Annotated in this window: 14 protein-coding genes and 1 pseudogene; 11 read left to right on the top strand and 4 right to left on the bottom strand. The window is 57.5% G+C overall.

The window, feature by feature from the left end; all coding sequences use genetic code 11:
* Position 1: 1 nt before the first annotated feature.
* The 8 genes and pseudogenes from KR767_RS06710 (at position 2) to KR767_RS06675 (ending at position 12,248) form a co-directional block, all read left to right on the top strand.
* Complete coding sequence (locus KR767_RS06710) at positions 2-1,660, top strand: MFS transporter (RefSeq protein WP_250878565.1); 1,659 nt, start codon at positions 2-4, stop codon at positions 1,658-1,660.
* Positions 1,661-1,834: 174 nt separating this feature from the next.
* On the top strand, positions 1,835-2,545 hold the full coding sequence (locus KR767_RS06705; protein ID WP_250878564.1) for an MgtC/SapB family protein: 711 nt from the start codon (positions 1,835-1,837) through the stop codon (positions 2,543-2,545).
* Between the two features lie 308 nt (positions 2,546-2,853).
* Complete coding sequence (locus KR767_RS06700) at positions 2,854-6,030, top strand: TonB-dependent receptor (protein ID WP_250878563.1); 3,177 nt, start codon at positions 2,854-2,856, stop codon at positions 6,028-6,030.
* Positions 6,031-6,213: 183 nt separating this feature from the next.
* Positions 6,214-6,438, top strand: a pseudogene (locus KR767_RS06695) (PA0069 family radical SAM protein); the annotation flags it as partial.
* A gap of 155 nt (positions 6,439-6,593) precedes the next feature.
* Positions 6,594-7,892, top strand: coding sequence for a tyrosine-type recombinase/integrase (locus KR767_RS06690; protein ID WP_250878562.1), 1,299 nt, complete (start codon positions 6,594-6,596; stop codon positions 7,890-7,892).
* A gap of 220 nt (positions 7,893-8,112) precedes the next feature.
* A complete protein-coding gene (locus tag KR767_RS06685) occupies positions 8,113-9,831 on the top strand; it encodes a hypothetical protein (RefSeq protein WP_250878561.1) in 1,719 nt (572 codons plus the stop codon).
* A 4-nt stretch (positions 9,832-9,835) separates the two neighbouring features.
* On the top strand, positions 9,836-11,875 hold the full coding sequence (locus tag KR767_RS06680) for a hypothetical protein (RefSeq protein WP_250878560.1): 2,040 nt from the start codon (positions 9,836-9,838) through the stop codon (positions 11,873-11,875).
* Entirely contained in the window at positions 11,859-12,248 is a 390-nt protein-coding gene (locus tag KR767_RS06675; protein WP_250878559.1) for a hypothetical protein, read from the top strand. The genes KR767_RS06680 and KR767_RS06675 overlap by 17 nt, the downstream gene beginning before the upstream one ends.
* A 99-nt stretch (positions 12,249-12,347) precedes the next feature.
* Here the strand turns inward: KR767_RS06675 and KR767_RS06670 are convergent, their stop codons facing one another.
* A complete protein-coding gene (locus KR767_RS06670; protein WP_250878558.1) occupies positions 12,348-12,572 on the bottom strand; it encodes a helix-turn-helix domain-containing protein in 225 nt (74 codons plus the stop codon).
* Positions 12,573-12,655: 83 nt separating this feature from the next.
* Here KR767_RS06670 and KR767_RS06665 point away from each other — a divergent pair, with 83 nt between their 5' ends.
* From KR767_RS06665 to KR767_RS06655, 3 genes are all read left to right on the top strand, one after another.
* On the top strand, positions 12,656-13,012 hold the full coding sequence (locus KR767_RS06665) for a hypothetical protein (protein WP_250878557.1): 357 nt from the start codon (positions 12,656-12,658) through the stop codon (positions 13,010-13,012).
* 168 nt (positions 13,013-13,180) lie between these two features.
* Positions 13,181-13,669, top strand: coding sequence for a hypothetical protein (locus KR767_RS06660; RefSeq protein ID WP_250878556.1), 489 nt, complete (start codon positions 13,181-13,183; stop codon positions 13,667-13,669).
* Positions 13,670-13,770: 101 nt separating this feature from the next.
* On the top strand, positions 13,771-14,853 hold the full coding sequence (locus KR767_RS06655; protein ID WP_250878555.1) for a PA0069 family radical SAM protein: 1,083 nt from the start codon (positions 13,771-13,773) through the stop codon (positions 14,851-14,853).
* Between the two features lie 55 nt (positions 14,854-14,908).
* Here the strand turns inward: KR767_RS06655 and KR767_RS06650 are convergent, their stop codons facing one another.
* The 3 genes from KR767_RS06650 to KR767_RS06640 form a co-directional block, all read right to left on the bottom strand.
* Entirely contained in the window at positions 14,909-15,391 is a 483-nt protein-coding gene (locus KR767_RS06650; protein WP_250878554.1) for a PaaI family thioesterase, read from the bottom strand.
* Positions 15,392-15,675: 284 nt separating this feature from the next.
* On the bottom strand, positions 15,676-16,926 hold the full coding sequence (locus KR767_RS06645; protein WP_250878553.1) for a hypothetical protein: 1,251 nt from the start codon (positions 16,924-16,926) through the stop codon (positions 15,676-15,678).
* A gap of 1,754 nt (positions 16,927-18,680) precedes the next feature.
* Positions 18,681-19,756 (bottom strand): IS3 family transposase gene (locus KR767_RS06640; RefSeq protein WP_425602707.1). Its coding sequence is split into 2 segments (ribosomal slippage): positions 18,681-19,498 and positions 19,498-19,756, totalling 1,077 coding nucleotides; the frame shifts between segments, so codons are not numbered across the junction.
* Positions 19,757-19,886: the final 130 nt, after the last annotated feature.

The following is a 19,886-nucleotide window of genomic DNA, read 5'->3' as shown; positions in this document are numbered from 1 at the left end:
CATGGCAACGACAGCATCCGGCCTGCGTGCCGACGGCAGCATCGGCACGAGCCACAGGCGCGTGGTCTTCGCCTCCAGCCTGGGCACCGTGTTTGAGTGGTACGACTTCTATCTCTACGGCTCGCTCGCCGCGATCATTGGCAAGCAGTTCTTCACCGGCCTCAACGAGACGAGCCAGTTCATCTTCGCCCTCCTCGCCTTCGCGGCGGGCTTCGCCGTGCGTCCGTTCGGTGCCATCGTGTTTGGTCGCGTCGGCGACCTGATCGGGCGCAAGTACACCTTCCTGGTGACCATCATCATCATGGGCACGTCTACCTTCCTGGTGGGCGTGCTGCCCGGCTATTCCACGATGGGCATGGCGGCACCGGTGTTGCTCATCCTGCTGCGCTTGTTGCAAGGGCTGGCGCTGGGCGGTGAATACGGTGGTGCCGCCACCTATGTGGCCGAGCACGCGCCGCAGGGCAAGCGTGGCCTGTACACCAGTTTCATCCAGATCACGGCCACTTTCGGCCTGTTCCTGTCGCTGCTGGTGATCCTGGGTACGCGTCTGGGCCTGGGCGGCGAGACCTTCGAAGCCTGGGGCTGGCGCATTCCGTTCCTGGTCTCGTCGATCCTCGTGGGCGTGTCGGTATATATCCGCATGCAGCTGCACGAATCGCCCGTGTTCCAGCAGATGAAGGCAGAAGGCAAGCAGTCGAAGGCACCGCTCACCGAAGCCTTCGGCCAGTGGAAGAACCTGAAGCTGGTGATCCTCGCCCTGCTGGGTGCCACGGCCGGTCAGGCCGTGGTCTGGTACACGGGACAGTTCTACTCGCTCTACTTTCTTACCCAGAGCCTGAAGATCGACGCCACCACCGCCAACCTGCTCGTTGCCGCTGCGCTGTTCATCGGCACGCCGTTCTTCGTGTTCTTCGGCTGGCTGTCCGACCGCATCGGCCGCAAGACCGTCGTGCTCTCCGGCTGCCTGATCGCGGCGCTCACCATGTTCCCGATCTTCAAGGGACTCACCCACTTCGGCAATCCGGCTGCGGAAGCCGCCGCGGCCTCGGCGCCAGTGAGCGTGACGGCCGATCCACAAGCATGCAGCTTCCAGTTCGATCCGGTGGGCAAGAAAACCTTCACCAGTTCCTGCGACGTTGCCAAGAGCGTGCTGGCAAAGAAAGGCATTCCCTATTCGAATATCGCAGCCTCGGCAGGCACGCTGGCCAGCGTGAAGATCGGTGATGAGGTGATCGCCTCGTTCGAGGGAAGTGCACTCGACAAGGCAACGTTCACCGCACAGAACAAGGACTTCACGACAAAGATCGACGCACAGCTGAAAACCGCCGGTTATCCTGCAAAGGCCGACCCGGACCAGGCGAATTACCCCATGCTGATCGTGCTGCTGGCCTTGCTGGTGATCTACGTCACCATGGTCTACGGCCCGATCGCCGCATGGCTGGTGGAGATGTTCCCCACGCGCATCCGCTACACCTCGATGAGCCTGCCGTATCACATCGGCAACGGCTGGTTCGGCGGCTTCGTTCCCACTATCGGTTTCATGCTGGTGGCCTGGAAGGGCGATATCTACTACGGCCTCTGGTATCCCGTGGCGGTGGCCCTCATGACCTTCGTGATCGGCCTGTTCTTCGTACGCGAAACCAAAGACCACCCCCTGTAGGAGCGCGCCTCGCGCGCGACCGGGTTCCCCACCAGTCCTGATCGCGCGCGAGGCGCTGCTGCAACGCATGCATTGCTGCCGTGCAACAAACGGCAGCAATAACGTTTAAACACTTAAATGTCCGCATGCACGAGGTCACACGCCCTATACCAGGGCCGGCTTAAGCTCGCACGGATGATCCATCCGCTCGATATCTTCTCCCGCCTGGTCACTGCCGCGATCCTGAGCGGCATCATCGGCGCCAACCGCGGCAGGCTTGAATGGACCGCCGGCCTGCGCACCCACATGCTCGTCGGCGTGGGTGCGGCATTGGCCATCATCGTATCGGCCTTCGGCTTTAACGATGTACTGAACGAACAGCACGTGGTGCTGGACCCGTCGCGTATCGCCGCACAGGTCATCAGTGGCATCGGCTTCCTGGGCGCCGGCACCATTCTTTTCGTGGAACGCGACCAGATCGTGCGTGGCCTTACCACGGCCGCCAGCCTTTGGGCCGTGGCTTCTGTCGGCCTGGCTGCAGGCGGTGGGCTCTATACCGGAGCCATCATTGCCACCGTGGTGATCTGGGTGATTCTCGCCCTGCTCAAACCGCTTGAACGACGGCTCGTCGGAAAGAAAAACCGGCGCCCACGAATGACCGTCAGATTGAGTGGCACGACGGCACTGGCCGCCTGCGAAACCGCGCTGGCCGAACACCATCTCCCTTTCGCGAAAACCGTTTTGCGGCGCGACGCATCGGGCGATGACGTGGTCACGATCCTGTTTGCCCGGCCTGTCGGAAGGGAGCAACTGGCGTCACTGGCAGACTCGCTTCGCGACCTGGAAGGGCTCAGGAGCGTGAGCTACGACGCCCCGGATACCACGCATTCTTTCGAAAACGAATAAGCGTATTCGGCAAGTACGGCATGATCCTTCGATTTCATGCCCTGTGATATTGCGAATTAACCCCGTGTTTCGCATCGATTTTATAGCCATGTTCACGTGGATCTTTTTATAGATCAAGTGGATACGGCACGCACACCGTAATGTGAGCTGATTCGCAAATTGTTGCTAACGGAACTTTTCCCCGTTATAAACCTGTCAAGAGCGTGTGAGGGAACACGCTCTTCTTTTCGAAGCCACCCGGTTGGGGAACGCAAGGGTTGGGTGGCTTCGCTTTTGAACGTTCTGTTCTATCTGGGGAGTACAACCGAATGTTTTCGAACGAATCCTTCCGGGGACGCGTATGGCGTCGCTCGGCTCTGAGTCTGGCTCTTGGTTTCTGCCTTGCAGGTGCTGCGGGCCAGGCTGGTGCGCAGTCCAGCACGAGTGCCATCTTCGGTACCATCGCCAACGCATCGCCAGGCTCTACCGTTGTCATCGAGAATCCGGGCACGGGCTTCAAGCGTGAACTGAAACTGGAAGACGGCGGCCGGTATCGTGCCTCGCAGCTACAAGTGGGTACCTATCGCGTAACCCTCATGGACGGTGGGAAAACACTGTCCACCCGTGACAACGTGATCGTCACGATCTCAGGATCGACCGAAGTCTCCTTTGGCGGCTCCGGCAATGCGGCGCAGACGCTCGAAGGCGTTTCGGTCAATGCATCGGCTCTTCCGCAGATCGACGTCTCGTCCGTCGATACGCGCTCGGTATTCACGGCAGAACAGCTGCAGAAGATTCCTGTCGGAACGAGCGTCGGGGCAGCCGCGCTTCTGGCGCCTGGTGTCGTAGCGGGCGATTCGCGCTTCAATACCGATGGCAAGGCCCGCCTTGCGATGGGTGGTTCCGGTATCTCCGAGAACGCCTATCAGATCAATGGTTACAACATTACCGATCCGCAGTCGAACGAAACATTCTTTGAAATGCCGTTCTTCGCCATCGATCAGGCCCAGGTGCTGACAGGTGGTGCGGGCGCGCAGTTCGGCCACACCACCGGTGGTGTCGTGAACATCGTCGGCAAGCGCGGCACCAACGAATGGAAGGCAAGCTTTCGCGTCGACTGGACGCCTGAATCGCTGCGCTCCGATCCCAAGAATCTCCGCTACGACGGGAATCCTGAAGATGCGGGTTTTGGCGACATCAAGGGGTGGGGCATCAAGCCGGGAGCGACGGCAACGGGTATCACCCAGCCATTCGGTTCGGATGGCAAGCTGTATCAGTACCGCAAGAAGACCAAGAACACGGACGTGCTCTACAGCGTTCAGCTGAGCGGCCCGCTGATCAAGGACAAGCTCTTCATGTATGGCGCCGCCAGCTTCCAGCGGACAGACGGACAGGAAGTTACCGGCATTGCCCAGTACAACCCGAACGGCTCGCTGACCAGCGCTTCGGCAAACAATGCGGGATCCGGCTACCGTGACCGTACGATCAAAGCAGTCAAGTGGTATACCAAGTTCGACTGGAATATCACGGACAATCACATCATGGAATTCACGGGTATGCAGGACAATACCCGGCGCGACAACGAAGTCTATGGCTGGTCGTACGCCACGCTCAGCAAGTTGAACAGGCAGCCAGCGCAAGACACCAAATCCAAGAACAACAATCGCCTGTACATCGCCAAGTACACCGGTTACATCACCGATGACTTCACGGTAAGCGCGCTGTATGGACGGTCGCGGACTATCGACCCGAACTTGTCCGTCGTGCCGCTCATTCCTTTTGTGCGAGCCAACGCCACCAGCCCCGTGGCCAATCGCGTTCATAACTATCTGTCCACGGCCAACCAGCGGCCTGCCATCGATGGCGAGAACAAGACGGATGGCTGGCGCATCGATCTCGAATATCGCCTGGGTTCCCATGACCTCAAGGGAGGCATCGACAAGCAGACGCTGAAGACGACTACGGGCCAGGCCAGTGCGAACATGGACGTGTTCGGAGGCGAATATACCTACATCGTGGACCCTGCGGGCGTGAATCCCCTGGGACTTGTAGAGCAGACACGCCTGGCCAACGGTGGTCACTACCAGTTGAAGCTGAAGTCGTACTACCTCGAAGATAACTGGCAGGTCAGTGATCGCTGGCTCGCCTACATCGGCGTCCGTAACGAAGGGTATGAAAACTACAACTCCTTCGGGCAGAAATTCATCGAGAAGAAGAACCAGTGGGCACCCCGCCTCGGCTTGAGCTGGGATGTCAATGGCGATTCGAGCCTGAAGATCTATGCCAATGCAGGCCGCTACTTCCTTGCGCTACCCAACGGCGTTGCCGTACGTGGCGCAGGTGGCTCGTTGTTCACGACCCAGCAGTTCTCGTTCACCGATATCGATCCCACCAACGATCTTCCCCTGAACCTGGTCGCGCAGGGACCCGCAACGTCCGCAAACTCGGAGTTCGGCCAGTCGCGCGATCCGAGGACGGCACGAATCAAGGGACTGCGTTCTCATTACCAGGACGAATACATCGTCGGCTTCGACAAGCAGCTTAACGAAGACATCACGGTGGGTGCCCGCGCGATCTATCGCGACCTCAAATCACAGGTCGACGATACGTCTGATCCGCGGCCGGTTTGCCGTTACATGGTGGCGAACTACAAGGACTACGGCAGTTTCCAGAACTGCATGAACGACTTCAACTACCAGGGCGTGATCTTCAATCCGGGAAGAGGCGCGGAGTTTGATGTGAATATCGCCGGACCTGGCGATCCGGTTGACCTTCGCCACATCAAGCTGTCCAAGGAAGACCTTGGCATGCCGGATCCGAAGCGCAAGTACACATCGTTGAACGTGTATGCCGAGCATCCGTTTTCTAACAACTGGTATGGTCGCGTCGACTACACCTGGTCCCATAGCTATGGCAACACCGAGGGTCAGGTAAAGTCGGACATCGCACAGGGTGACGTGGCCGCGTCACAGGACTGGGATTACCCCGAGTTCATGCGCTATGCCAACGGCAACCTGCCCAATGATCGTCGCCATCAGCTGCGTGGCTTCGGTTATTACCAGCTGTCTCCGGAATGGATGGTCAGTGCCACCGCCACGGCCAACTCCGGGCGACCCAAGAGCTGCCTGGGTGCCTGGTTCCGCGATGTGAATGGTATCTACACCGATCCGACGCACGCTTACATGGCACGCGGTACTTCCAGTGCCGCATACCACGTCTGCTACGGGACCCCGTCTCCGCGTGGTGCCAAGGGCAATATGCCCTGGACGTACTCTCTGGATCTCGGCGTAACGTGGACCCCTGCATTTGCCGATCACAAGCTGGCATTCACGGCTACGGTGTTCAACGTCGTGAACACCCAGCGGATGACGGTGTACGAAGAACGTTCGCAGACCGGTCCGGTCGTGGAAGGCAGGTCCGGCGGTGTACCGCAGCCGACCTATAAGCGCGCTGTGGATTACTCGGCTCCAAGGTCTGTCCGTCTGTCCATGCAGTACGACTTCTGATCGGACTCCGCAAATAGCTGGATCAAACCAAGAAACCTAAGCAAATCCCCCAATTACCGTTCCCGGCCGCGCATGGGCCGGGGGCGGTTTTTTTTGTTTTTCAAAAGATTGAGCGACCGGTGGGATGTCTCGCGTCATGAGATCCGGATGTTGTACATTTGTACAATGTCCGAGCCCATCCCCATGATCCGGGTCCACAAAGGCCGCGGTGCTGCCTCCAATCCAGAGGGGCGTTTCGAATCCACGCGCCACCAGGCCGAGGACGACGGCTGGTATCGCGAAGACGACGAGCACCGGCCCGTGACCGAGGTCCGCGAGGAACTGGCCCGAAGCGTAATTACGAGGAACGACTCGCCGGACATCGGTTTCGACCAGGCCATGAATCCTTATCGGGGATGTGAGCATGGTATCACGATCCTTTAATTGTTCATTTCCAAGTTATTGAAAAATATGGAAAGTAGATCGTAAATCTGGACAGGGCAGGTGATATCGCCTGCCCGAAATGGACAGCTAGACTGACGAGGAAATCGGAGTAGAACGCATCCTAAGTGAGGGAGCTCGCTATGGATGCAGTTAAGACATCTCGCATAAACGTACGTTGGACTGTTACGACGTCGGCGACGCTCGCCTTCTGCGCAAGTCGGCGGTTGCCCCATCCGCCTTCGGCTTTTCCGCTGCTGGTCGAAGAATCGGGTCGCATCGTCGAGGCGGCCAGAGCTTACATGTGGTCGCGCTATGTGCTCAGGGTACGCGCGCCGGCACACTCGACGACGCGAAACAGCCCTAATACTCACCGCGCATGCGCTTCCGATTTGTGTCAGTTCTTCGACGCGCTTGAGGAGTACGAGTGTTCCATCGAAGACATCGACGAAAGCGTCCTTAATTCATTCTCGGCGGCTCACGAAAAAGAAAGTCCTGCCACTGGGCGACCGTACGCGTATGCCACGTGCCTTCGTCGTATGGGCACGGTGATCGACTTCGTCAAATGGCTACAAACGAACGGGCTTTTGAGGCGACGCATCGACTTCACTCAGGTCAGCACGGGTGAGCGGTACGTGCAGTCGGCCCATATCGACGACGAGGAAAAAGCACCCGGTCGACGAAGAGCGCATGCTAAGAAAGCCGCTTTGGTATTCCACGTCATCCTTCATAGTGAGGCGAAGGTAATTCTTCATGAACTGGCCATAGCCGGACGTGGAAGTTATTCATCTGACCTCTGGCATGCCGGTTATCTTGGTACGGTAATCGCGCTAGCGACGGGTATGAGGATAAGTGAGATCCAGTCACTCGACGTCATCGACGTACTCCAGCACAAGCCCGTCTACATCGCCGATAAGCCGCTCAAGCCTTATTACGTCAATGTTATCGGTAAAGGCGAGATGTCGCGCTACGTCGAGTTCCCGGGATGGCTTGTTGGAAAATTGATGAACTACATCAATACAGCGCGTGAGATGGCTGTGGAAGAGGGGCGAGCTTTGTATGGCCCCCACTATAAGGAACAGAGTGCGTTGCTTCTTAACGGTCCGAAGTCAACCGTAAGACGTGGCATGCGAGTGAGCGATGACACGATCTACAAAGCTTTTCACCGGACGGTCAAATCTCTTGCGGCACGGTCCATCATTTTGAAGCCGTACCGATTCCACGATTGCAGGCACACATTCGCGACTTGGACGGGCATCAAGTATGACGAGGCAGGTAAGACTAATCCCAGCCTCCCGGTAAAGAACCTGCTTGGCCACCGTAGCCTGTCGACGACGATTGGAACTTACCAGAACACGCAGGATCTCTTTCGTAAATCCATCTCGGAGGATTTGCAACGCAGGCTCGCCATCCTCGGTGACATCGCCACTGAGGATAGTTGATGGTGTTCTACCTGTAGAAATGGCTTGAATCCGCCTGAGAGCGGATAACCAAGTTTTTGCCGAGTCGAGGAGACAAGACATGCCGACGCGTCGAGCATCGATTGGACGATTCAAAACCGGAAAGATCTGGCTGGCTCGGAAGAAGAATGGGAAGGTGTTGAGGAGTGACGATGGAACGTCGCTTACTCTCATATTTATCCCCAAGGGTGGAACTAGAGAAATGCATCTTGACGTCAGCAAGCTGCTGACGGTGCCCCTGTGCGCGGAGCAGTTCGCCCTCGCCGCGTTGTCGACGGATAGAAAACTAAGGTGGGGGAGTGTGTACGCAATGCTCGCCTCCTTGCAGTCAGGATTCATTCGATTCCTGATTCAGGAAAACCTTGCCGAATCGTTTACGACGATGGATATGACAACGCGATTGTTGAACCGTTTCATTGAGGACTATCTCAGTCGTAAGAACGACGACCAGACCTACGCCATTAACATCGAAACGCGAATTCACTACCTAAGTGCACTGCGCAACATTCATGGCGGTCTGATCCGAAACAAGGAGCCGCTGCCAGAGGATAGTGTCATCCGACGCAATCCATGGGCCGGTGCCTATCGCGACCCTGCACAGCGCAACCCAATTAAGCAACCTGACAGGGAGAAGCTGGGCCACCTGTACGCGGTTTGCTACCAGGCGGTAAAGAGTAAGATGGAAACGGTAGAGGCGCTGTGGGCTCTGGAACGTCGCGAACGCGCCAACGTCGACAATCTCGTCTTGCTGGGATGGAGCAAGGCCGAGGCTCTGGCGGCGCAGAGCCTCCTCCTGGTAAAGACCTACTTCGGTCAGGTAATCCCCCAGCGTAAGGACCTCACGGAAAACGATCATCCCTTGTGGCCGATGATCCAACAGTTTGGCTACAAGGACATGGCTCGAGCATTCGGACCTTACGCATCGGATCTATGTCCCTTTATCTTCTACCTACTATTTCACACCGGTTTTAACCAGCAGCCACTGGTCGACTTGAAGGTCAGTGAAATCGGATCACTTGAGTTTGAAGGAACGCGATACCTCGTCTTTCAATCGGTAAAGCGACGAGCGCACGCTTCGTACAGCACCGATGGCATGGTGGTTACTGAAAGCTTCGTTGAGTCAAAGGATCCGATGAGTCCCTATAACATCGTTCCTTTTCTCATCAAGTGGACGTCCGGTATTCGACTCGCCGCGTCGGCCGAGGATGCCGACAACCTATTCATCTACCAATTCCGCAACAGGCGCGTAGAAGATCCCGTGAGGAGCTACGCACACGGTGAACTCTCTAAGACACTCTTCAACACGCATTCTGGTTCACTGTGCCGAATAGCCGGCATCAAATGGACCGGCGAGCAGGAAATCCGGCGGTTGATGTCCGAAATCGCTGCGGAGGTCGTCAATGGTCATATGGACCAGATTGCCAAACACCTGCATCACGCCACGGTAGAGACTACTCATTCACGTTACCGCACGGATGCGATGCGCGCGCATGGCATGGACATGCTTGCTAGGGGCATGAACGTACGGACACGCTGGGCGCTTTCCAGGGGAAAAATCGAGGCGCGCAATGTGCACAAAGATCATGACGTGTCAGGGGCTACACCGCCATTCGGTTGCATCGATCCATATGACTCGCCCCTTCGCAGCGAAACGCCCGGGCAGCTGTGCCTTGGTTACGGGTTTTGCGCTGACTGCCCCCACGCCACGCTTGACATCACGAACGTACGTGCCGCTGCGCGCTGTTTGGAGTTGCGAGGTCTTTATGGGCAGGCGCGCGCGGTCATGACGCCGGAGGCGTTTGAAGAGCGGTGGGGTGCGCAACTGCGCGCCCTGGAAAAGGGTTGGCTGCCGGCGTTTCATAGCACCATCTGGCCTGCGGCTAGCACGCTAACCCTGCCGCCACTGCCTGCTCTGGAGTAGCCCCATGGCCAATTCACGCTCCTCCGAAAATCAGTCTGACTACGCCAAGAATCCGCTCGGGCTGGCTTTTTTCCACGATGACATTTGGCAACTGGCGCCACCCGCGCCGGGACAGAAAAGAAACTGGGGAGCGATCAAATGGTCCATCCGCTTGGACGATGGATCGTTTCTTACCGATCCCCGGCACGCTCGGCTTCTATGGCACTTGAAGATGCTGCTCGCTACGGCAATCAAAGATCCGCGGGGATCCAAGGCTATATCCGAGGGTGGGTTGTCCAGCTTCACCCAGACCATCACCACCGGTGCATCGTGGATGGTGAGTGAGAACCTGGACGACTTTTCTTGTTTGGATAACGCGGCGAGCTGGCGGTACTTCGATTGGTTCAAGGAGAACTACGAGGGATCTGGCGGGACAGATCATCGGCAGAGGAAACTAACATGGGCTTCGGGCAACCTAAGGCTTCGTTTTCCCGCGCTCATCTACCGTCAACAGCCAGCGCTGCGCATCCATGGTATCTCTGTGATCGAGGAGCAACCGTTTGATGGCCGTTCGGTTGATGCGGTCGTCAACGAAGACCTCAAGATGCGGCGAGGCGACAAGGAGACGCCCATTCCCGACGCTATTTTCCTGAGTATCGTCCACGGTGCCCTCCGCCTTTTGGACCAAGCCGCGGAGGACGTCATTGAGCTTCAAGCGCTGTGTTGCCCCCAGTTGTATGCACCCACGCCCGACAACAAGGTAGCCCATGAGTTGGTGTACGCCGAGGTAGGGCATATTTTGAGTCACTATATGCCGTCCACGCTCCCTGGCGAGGCGATGCCATGGATCGATCTGAAACGGCCCTACACCCGGCTAATGGACGACGGGCGCATCGTGACTGTAGAGAAGCGCCAGATACTCCGGAGAGCCATCATCGCCATCCAGTCGGCATGCGTGGTGGTGATACAGGCGTTGGTCGCCATGCGCGTGGATCAACTGGTCAGCATCGAGGACGACAGCTTCACGGGCGCGCTCCCGTCATGCGTCACGACGATGCGCTCGGCCGATGGGATCATGGAGAACTTTTATCTAAGTAACATCAATCTGAAGCAGCGCGATACCGCGCTGACTCTGATAGGGTCCCGGCCGTGGGGCACCGAATATCTTCCACCGGCGGTGCGCGCTCTTTCAATACTGCATCGTCTGACGTTACCTTGGCGCGTCATGGCTGACACGAGACGCCTGATGATCGTCTTCACGAGCGCGCGAGGTCTGCCGCGCAGTGGCGAACAGATCGGTCATGCCACCGCGTGTGGCGTGACGATTGCGGAGCGAGAGTTCTTTCGCGACTGGTGCCATCTGGACGATCTCGCCGACGACTTAGTGGCTGATTACGTGTTTGGCAAAGGTATTCGCGACCAGAAATGGCGGACCACCTTCGCACAATACATGATGCGTATTGACGATCGCTTGATGCCCGAGATCGCTCAACATTTCAAACACATGCGCATGGCGACTACGGAGCACCGTTATGTCGGCGCCGATGCGCGTTTCATGGGCTCCGAGATTGACCCGGCCTACTACGAGGCCGCGCAACTATTGTACGAGGTGCTTGAGGGGGGCGAACCGATGATCGGACGCTTTGTGGACTTTGTTCGGTCCTTCGGAGAGCGCTATCAAGGCAGTGTGGCCGATTACGAGTTGGCCGTGACCACCTTGGATTTTCGGTTCTTTGTCTTCGAGTATGGAGTCTGTGGCATCGCAGCAATGCCCGAACGCTCTCAGTGCAATAAGAACGCCGGTACGGAATCATGGCTTCGCGTCGCGCCCAATGAGGCATTCCGCGCGCCACTGACGTGCCTGGGTTGCCCGTGCTTCGCCGCCATGGTCAAGCATCTGGGCTACTGGCAAAGACGTGTCACGGCAATTGAGGTATATCTGGCTCGATCCGACGACCTGGAGGCCAACGCACGCGAGGTCATGAAGCTGAGATTGAAGACGGCGAAGGCGGTGCGTGACGGCCTACGACATGCGGGCAGAAGAGCTGATGAAAACCTCCATTGAGCGGGATTTCCTCGATGCGTTGGACCGATTGTCAATCAACGAGCCCTCGCACCCGGCGTTGATTGCCGCCAAGGCGCGGGGGACGCTTCGGCTCTCGATCGCCTCGGTGGCCCGCGAATCGGGACATAGTCGAACGCTGATCGGCGATCCGGCGTGTGCCTATCCGCTCGTTCGCGAGCGCATTTTGCAGGTGATCGAAAATGGCGAATCGGCGAGACTTGCCAGGGCCTGCTCAGCTGAGCAAAAGCGGCGAGTCAAGTCACTGAGCGAGCAGCTGAACGAAAGCCTCACGATCCAGGCCGCGCTACTCGCCGAATTGGTGGAAGTCCGCCGCAAGGCGGATTCGAAGACGCTCAAAGTAGTCGGCAAGTAACGGGATCGGTGTGCTTTGGCGCGGCGCTTAGTGATAACCCCCAGAGTGGCGTAACACCGCCATGCCTTCGCCAACGCGGCGTTGAGGGAGCCTAGCCGGCTATAGATCTGCGTCCACGAGTAGCGCGGCGAGGGTCGTCCCCAGACCGGCAGCTATCCTTATTAAGGTCGTCAGCGTCACATTCGTGAGTCCGCGCTCGATCTTTCCGTACTGGGCACGGTGCATGCCTATTGAATCGGCGAAGCGCTCCTGACTGATGCCCTTGGCACGTCGCAGTTCCCCGATTACCGTTCCCAGCCGTACTAGTGCGTCTGCCTCAACCATGCGGGCGAGGCTAGAGTTCCGCTACTTTTAAGACTACGCCCTTAAAGGTAGGCTACATATATGTAGCAGTGGAGCCCCTATCGATGCCGGTCTACCTAGTCGCACAAGGCTTTGAACTGAACCTCGAGTTGGACCTTGCGCCTGCCGTGGTCCTGGTATTGGAGCTGCAAAGTCAGCGCCTGGGGCGTCGGGACTGCCGCGAGGCCTTTGGCCGGCGGATCTCGGACGAATTCAACCGGGTGATTCCCCATATCGTCGATAGCGATCTCCTCGGTCCTACGCCGGGGCAAATGGCCTATGCGATCGAGTTGGCCAAGGCTCAAAGGGAGGAGGTCCCTTTATCGGCTATACGGTCCAGAACAGCGATGCAGCTGTATATCGAGAGCCGGCTGGCACACGCGGATCGTCATAGTCCCTTGAGCGAGGGCCCGGAAGGTTGAGCGGTTCCGCAACGGTTATCAACAGGATTCTTGGGTCTTCACACACATGTGTCTGGAGCTGGGGAGGGGATTATGCGAGGTGCTGATGTACACGTTGGGTACTACATTCGAGACATCTACAAGGGGCAGCGCCTGCTAAAGGTGGGACAAGGTCCCCTTAATGAAGTCATGCCGAATGCCCACCTCGGCGGCGGCTTCGCGGTCTTTACAAGTCTCGTCCCGCCTTTCATCGACGACGTATCGTTGGTGTCACGTGTCTTTCGAGAGCCACGCACCAATGTGCTGGTCGAATGCTTTGCACGCCCAGTGGACATCAATTCTATTGTGGGATGGCTTCTGATGGCGGGCGACGGTTACATTCGCACATGTGCCGATGAAATCATCAACAAGGCCCTAATTCCGGCCGGCGAAGGCCGAAATCTCTGGTTCGAACTGGATCGGGTTTCAGGCCGCTTGGTTCGTGGTACCGAGCATGCGGCCGGGCGGCGGATGGAAAAAGCATGGACCGAACCGTGGCCGGACCATTTGGTCATCGTGCGCTTCAGTGGAGGGGCTGGGACGGTTCGCATGACCACCGAGGACTGTGGTGCCGGCGGCTTGGGGGACCTGGCCAGCTCACCCGTTTTTGACGGGGAAGAATGGGCACTCGGCCGCTAGGCAACGACGTGATTACGAAGCCACCGTAAAGTCCGGTAGGCGCCGCCCTTTGCCTCAGTCCGATCCCACCTCCTGAGACGGGGAGAGTGTACATTTGTACAATGACCCAGCCCATTCCGACAATTCGCCCGTACAAGGGCCGTGGCGCCGCTTCTAATCCAGAGGGGCGGTTCGAGAGCACTCGCGCAGTGGCGGAGGATGACGGTTGGTATCGCGAAGAAGATGACCATCGGCCCCAGACTGAGACACGCGAAGAGTTGGCCAGGTCGGTTATTACCCGAAACGATTCCCCTGACATCGGCTTTGACCAGGCGATCAACCCCTTCAGGGGATGTGAGCATGGGTGCGTTTATTGCTATGCCCGGCCATCGCACGCTTATCTCAACCTATCGCCCGGCATGGACTTCGAGACGAAGCTTTTCGCCAAGAGCAATCTCGCTGAGATCCTTCGCGGCGAACTGGCGAAGAAGAACTACGTCTGCAAGCCGATCAATATCGGCAGCAATACCGACCCCTACCAGCCTATCGAGAAACGCTGGCGATTGACCCGATCGGCATTGGCATTACTCAGCGACTGCCATCATCCGTGCACCATCGTCACCAAGAATGCGCTGATCGAGCGAGATATCGATCTTCTCGCTTCGATGGCTGAGCGGAACCTGGTGCAAGTATTCATCTCGATCAACTCACTGGACAACAAGCTGGCATCGAAGCTCGAGCCGCGTGCGTCGGCGCCACACCGGCGCCTGCAGGCGGTGAAGACCTTGCACGATGCCGGCGTACCCGTGGGCGTCCTGGTGGCTCCGATCATTCCGGCGCTCAACGAAAAGGATCTCGAAGGTATCATCGAGCGTGTGGCCGCCCATGGCGCCAACTCTATCGGCTATACGTGCATTCGCTTGCCCCATGAACTCAAGCAGCTGTTTCGGGAATGGCTCGACGTACACTATCCCGACCGCGCTTCTCACGTCATGAGCCTCATCCAGCAAATGAATGGCGGAAAAGACTATGACAGCACCTTTGCCACGCGGATGCGAGGGCAGGGTATCTTCGCGGATGTTATACGCAAGCGCGTGCAGGTGGCATGTCGCAAGGCCGGCCTGCATCGAGCGTGGGATACCTGGCTAGATACGTCAAGGTTTGTGCCACCGCGAATCCATTCACCACAAGGTGAGCTTTTCTAATTGCAGAAAAGCTCGCTGTACCCGAGGTAATAGGAATAGTTGGGTCAGGTCACACTCACGAATGATCGGTTGGCTCCTTCCGAGGTAGAACGGTGAGGCATGACGAATTACCGATGGCAAGCAACTGACCGTCGTACTCGATACGACCGGAGACCTCGATCGGTACGCGGCCCTGGTACTCCACCTTTCCGGTAATAGAAATTCCTCGGCCACCTGGACGAATTGCTTTGAGTAGGCGCGCACTGGTTTCCAACGTTACGCAAACGCTTCCTCCTGTTAAAACGGTCAGCGCGGCGAAGCCCATGGCGCTATCGAGGAGAGTGAGTGCCCAGCCCCCATGAGCCACGCCGGTAAGCGTGAGGTGTTCGTAATCGGGTGTCGCCTCCAGACGAACGAAGCCTGTGGAAACTTCCACCAAGGTGGGGCGAAAGAGCTCAAGCAATGGAGGGAGGGGAACCGTTCCATTCTTGATGCCGTTGATAACGTCGATGCCATCGCGATTGACGAGATAGCTTGATAGATCATGATGGTTGCTCACTATAGATCCTTTGAGCGACGATGCTCGGATGTGTTTCGCCGGGGCCTCTGACGGTCGGGTGGTGATCACGGGTATGCGATCACCACCCGACCGACGTTGGGAGATCAGATTCTGAAAATATGGCCGACAGGGATGTAAACGGGATCGAGTTTATAGGTCGATTTCGGGGATGATGGTGTTGTTCAGCTAAACGGTGATCAACAAGGTGGTCGCAAAGACCAACTATCTGCACTTCTTCCAGATGCTTTCTTAGCAAGCATAAAGGACGAGAATGACCTTACCGATTAACGGAATCCAATGGTTTTCCTGTCATAGTTCGTGAAGAACGCATGTTCTTCGAAGAATGCGACTCCCACGTTGGAATAGTTCTTCGAATCCAGATTAACGATGATCTTCTGCGTTCCTATCTTAGATAGGGAGTTGTGATAAATCACCTGGTTATCGATGGACACCGAGAGAGAGTCGTCACTTGAAGAATAGGCGTTCATGGTCGATCCCTCTGATACGTTGATGATGAAACGAGGGCTTCCCGTGTCAAATAGGGCTCGGCCATTGAACGAATTGCCGGCGGATGAGATCGTGATATCGCGTAGAACCGGATTGCAGAGATTTAACGTACCCTGTTCGTCCGAAATACCGCGGCATTCCATCGGCGCCGTAACAAAACCTCGCATGGACTCTTGATCAAGACCGATGGTCAGCGTTCCAGACCCTGGGCATCTACCTATGGAACTGGTGGAGCAATTTGACATAGGGACGCGACTGAGGGCGAAACCCTGATCGACAGCCGGTGCAAAGGTGAGTTTGCGCAGTGGGCTAATCAACCCGCAGTTAGTTGTCAGGTGATCATCACAGGTTGCATGGATGGGCGAGGCTTTTTGGCCGGATGCATCGTAGTCCAGGTTTCTGAGGGCGTTTTCGTCAGGATTGATGCCAATAATGTTGGACGAAGAATCATTAGCTTGGAGGGCAGCGATACTGGTGCCCTTCTCTTTCGCGAAAGCAAATAGAACGGGAACCATACCGGTAACGATACGGTCGTCTTTGCCAAAACTAATCTGCGCGAATCCAAGGTTTCCTACCATGGACTTGGCGTTATCTCCTTTTCCGCCATACATTTTCTTGACCACGGCGTCGGTGACGATGATGCCGTTATATTCGATACGGTGACTTCCGGATGGAAAACGGAATCCATCCTTCGTCAGGATAGACTCGGGAAATACTTGAAATGCATTCAGCACGGCGCCTGCAGATCCAGTATCAAGTAGACCTGAAATGTTCCCCGACGTGTCGCCAAGCCGGAGGGGAAGGTAAATGCGGTCCACGCTTTTGGATATCCGAGCGCCCATGACGTAGAGCGATAAGGGGCGTGTTAACACCGTCTCGCAATAGATCGATGCGGATTGGCCATCGCTCCAGTCTGTCTGGTCGTCCACGTGACAGACTTGCCCCGAAGGTTGCTTATCTATTTGTATGGATGCGGCATCCTTGGCAGCGTCAATGGGAAACTGCGTTGTGCTGGCCTTAATCTCCATACTTCTTGCGCCCACTCGTAGCACCAGGCCGTTCTCGGTAAGGTGATGAATGACCCCGTAGGACGCTGCGGACGTACGTAGTGATGTGTCCAGCGGAGTGGATGATGCAGGGGATTGGAATCCTACCAAGAGCAACGTGCTGCAAAGGACAAGAGTATTCTTAAAACTAGCCGGTATAGGCATACGAAAATATTCCGTGGTGATCAAATGCTGCGATTTCGGCGGTAGGCGGAGGGTTTTATTCGCAGATGACTTGGATGTCGATGCGCGGTGTGGCCGAGAATTTGCAGTAAATATCTGGATCTACGGGCATAGGAACGATAGGCCGGAAATGACCATACATTCGCAAGAGATGGTTTTTCGCAGTGAATCCGTCTGGATAGCGGTGATAACGGATGTACTTCAGAAGTACTGTGCCAGAGGTACGAGACACGCTGGATCCGTTGGTCAAAGCGCCGGTATCAATTGATTGGCGGCGCTTTGACACCATGAAGTCTTTTTATCCAGAGCGACTTATGTAATCGCCGTAGATGTCTCGATATGAGAGATGTTAGTGATCGTTCCTGTTCTGCTTCGGCGTGTGGTTCTGCCCTTGGCTGTGGTGTTGCTGCAATGGACGTTGATTGGGATGTGTACTTCCAAGCGAGGTACGGCGAACAGGTTGTGATCCACGGGCCATATGTTGGTTGAAGCTGTCACGCGGCATGATGCTGTGATTGTGATCAATGTCGTTGCGTTGCGCTGTGGTGCTTCCTGGCCGTGATGACGTCACCGAGTTGATTGAACGGGGCGAATCTTCGGCAAAGTCGCGTGGCTGATTCCTCTGTACTGACGATCTAGCCTCATCCGTCGAAGGTGGCGTACGACGCATTTCATCGGAGCGAGTGTTTTGCCGCGTCATGGACGAGTTGTGGGAGGGTAGGGAGACCGAGGGTGATCCGAAGCGTTCATGGTTTGCAGTAGTTGCTGGGAGGTGAGTCGGGTTTGACGACGCGGTGCCGGCCGAGGGCCGTGATGCCGTTCCAGGGCTGGTCGCCGAGGAAGCATTAGCGCCCTTTCTGGATTGCATCTGTGAGAGATCGGGGTGCTGGTTTGCGGCAGTAGGATGCAGCATGGCCGCATTGAAATGCGGTTGTTGCATGTGGGCAAAGTCCGGCTGCTTCGCGGGTTGAGAGCTCGCTGTCGCACCAGCCTTGGTTCCGGCGGGGGGAGCGATAGCGGGGGTGTTGGAACCCGGCAGAGCGCCATGGCCGCCCGCAGCAGGTGGCGTCGTGCTTCCTGGAGCAGCGGCTGTACCCGGGATATTGGGAGCACTCGGCTTCTTGAGCGCCATCATGGATGCGGGCGACTGAGACGTAGGCGGGACAGCGCTTGGCGCAGGCGCGCCTGGCGTAGCAGAAGGCGTTGGGGGAGAACCGGCCGCCGCTGCTGTCGGTGCAGGGGACGCTGGAATTGAGGGCGCAGCTCCTGGTGCCTGGGGCGCCGTTGGCAGAGGGGCAGGAGACGGTGCCTGCGCAGCCGTAGGCGCTGAGGACGGCGTAACGACCGGGCCAGGCGCGGGAGCCGGGCTGCCAACGGGTGCTGCTGGCGACACCACCGGCGTGGGCGGTGAAACAGCAGGCGCGGCTGATGGAGCGGCCGTAGGTACGGCCGCTGTCGCCGTCGCAGGCGCTGCCGTTACCGTCGGATCGGGAGCGGCTGCCGATGCCGCGACGTCCCCCCGCCTTCAGTAGCGGTCCGGTTTGAGTCCCGAGTTACTGTAACTGTTTTGCGTAGGCAGCGGGCGTCAGTCCGCCCAGTGCTATCTTCGGTCGCTCCTCGTTGTATTCACGGCGCCAGTTTTCGATTTCTGTGCGGGCGTGTAGAAGACTGGGAAACCAGTGCTCGTTGAGGCATTCATCGCGCAGTCGTCCATTGAATGATTCGATGTAAGCGTTCTGGTTCGGCTTGCCGGGCTCGATAAGCCTCAGCTGCACGCCACGGTCATGAGCCCAGCTGACCATGGCCTTGCCGCAGAACTCCTTTCCGTTATCGCTGCGAATCACCTTCGGTAGGCCGCGCGTGATCGCCAGGCGATCCATGACACGCGTCACGCCGATGCCCGAGATGGCCCGCTCGATTTCGATGGCGACGGCCTCATGCGTCGCATCATCGACGATCGTCAGGCATTTGATGACGCGGCCCTCGGCAGTACGATCGAACACGAAATCCATCGACCAGACCTCGTTCGCAGCCGCCGGGCGCAGCAGCGGCTGCCTTTGGGTCGGCGGGATTTTCTTTCGCCTGCGCTTCCGCACCTGGAGGTTAGCTTCCTGATACAGGCGCTCGACCCGCTTGTAATTGACCGTGTGTCCGGCTTGGCGAAGCTTCAGATAGATCATGCCTACGCCATAGCGTTTATGGCGATTCGCCAGCGCGCAGATCATCTCGCGCAGTTCGACGTTGCGGTCGGGGCGCGGCTCGTAGCGATAGGCGCTTGCGCTCATGTCGGCAATCGCCAGCGAACGGCGCTCGCTTAGTTCCCGGCCGACCAAGTAGCGCACCAGCTCACGCCGATCCGGTGCGCTCACCATTTTTTTCGCAGAGCGTCCTTGATGACCTCGTTTTCCAGAAGCTGCTCGGCGAGCAACTTCTTCAGGCGGCTGTTCTCCGCCTCCAGGTCCTTCAACCGTTTGGCCTCGGGCACGCTCATGCCGCCGAACTTGCTCCGCCACAGGTAATACGAGGCCTCGCTGAAGCCGTGTTTGCGGCATAAGTCTTTGACCGGCATGCCGGCTTCGACCTCACGCAGGAAGCCGATGATCTGTTCTTCGGAAAAGCGCTTCTTCACGTCCAATCTCCTTCTCGTGGGGAATTGGACTCGAAACCGGGGCACTACTCAAATCTGGGGGGACGTCGGCCGCCGCTGTTGCAGTTGCTGCGGAGGCATCGGGCTGAGTCGTCCAGGAACTGCTCCATGT

The sequence above is a fragment of the Luteibacter anthropi genome (assembly GCF_023699965.1).
GTDB classification, from domain to species: Bacteria; Pseudomonadota; Gammaproteobacteria; order Xanthomonadales; family Rhodanobacteraceae; genus Luteibacter; species Luteibacter anthropi.
Note: the sequence above shows the minus strand (reverse complement) of the source record. Positions and strands in the feature narration are given on the sequence as shown.

Bases quoted from the DNA above. Each gene is read 5' to 3' on its own strand.
- KR767_RS06705 (WP_250878564.1), top strand. From the start codon at position 1,835: ATGATCCATCCGCTCGATATCTTCTCCCGCCTGGTCACTGCCGCGATC.
- KR767_RS06675 (WP_250878559.1), top strand. From the start codon at position 11,859: ATGAAAACCTCCATTGAGCGGGATTTCCTCGATGCGTTGGACCGATTG.
- KR767_RS06660 (WP_250878556.1), top strand. From the start codon at position 13,181: ATGCCGAATGCCCACCTCGGCGGCGGCTTCGCGGTCTTTACAAGTCTC.
- KR767_RS06680 (WP_250878560.1), top strand. From the start codon at position 9,836: ATGGCCAATTCACGCTCCTCCGAAAATCAGTCTGACTACGCCAAGAAT.
- KR767_RS06710 (WP_250878565.1), top strand. From the start codon at position 2: ATGGCAACGACAGCATCCGGCCTGCGTGCCGACGGCAGCATCGGCACG.
- KR767_RS06655 (WP_250878555.1), top strand. From the start codon at position 13,771: ATGACCCAGCCCATTCCGACAATTCGCCCGTACAAGGGCCGTGGCGCC.
- KR767_RS06645 (WP_250878553.1), bottom strand. From the start codon at position 16,926: ATGGAGATTAAGGCCAGCACAACGCAGTTTCCCATTGACGCTGCCAAG.
- KR767_RS06700 (WP_250878563.1), top strand. From the start codon at position 2,854: ATGTTTTCGAACGAATCCTTCCGGGGACGCGTATGGCGTCGCTCGGCT.
- KR767_RS06685 (WP_250878561.1), top strand. From the start codon at position 8,113: ATGCATCTTGACGTCAGCAAGCTGCTGACGGTGCCCCTGTGCGCGGAG.
- KR767_RS06690 (WP_250878562.1), top strand. From the start codon at position 6,594: ATGGATGCAGTTAAGACATCTCGCATAAACGTACGTTGGACTGTTACG.
- KR767_RS06665 (WP_250878557.1), top strand. From the start codon at position 12,656: ATGCCGGTCTACCTAGTCGCACAAGGCTTTGAACTGAACCTCGAGTTG.
- KR767_RS06670 (WP_250878558.1), bottom strand. From the start codon at position 12,572: ATGGTTGAGGCAGACGCACTAGTACGGCTGGGAACGGTAATCGGGGAA.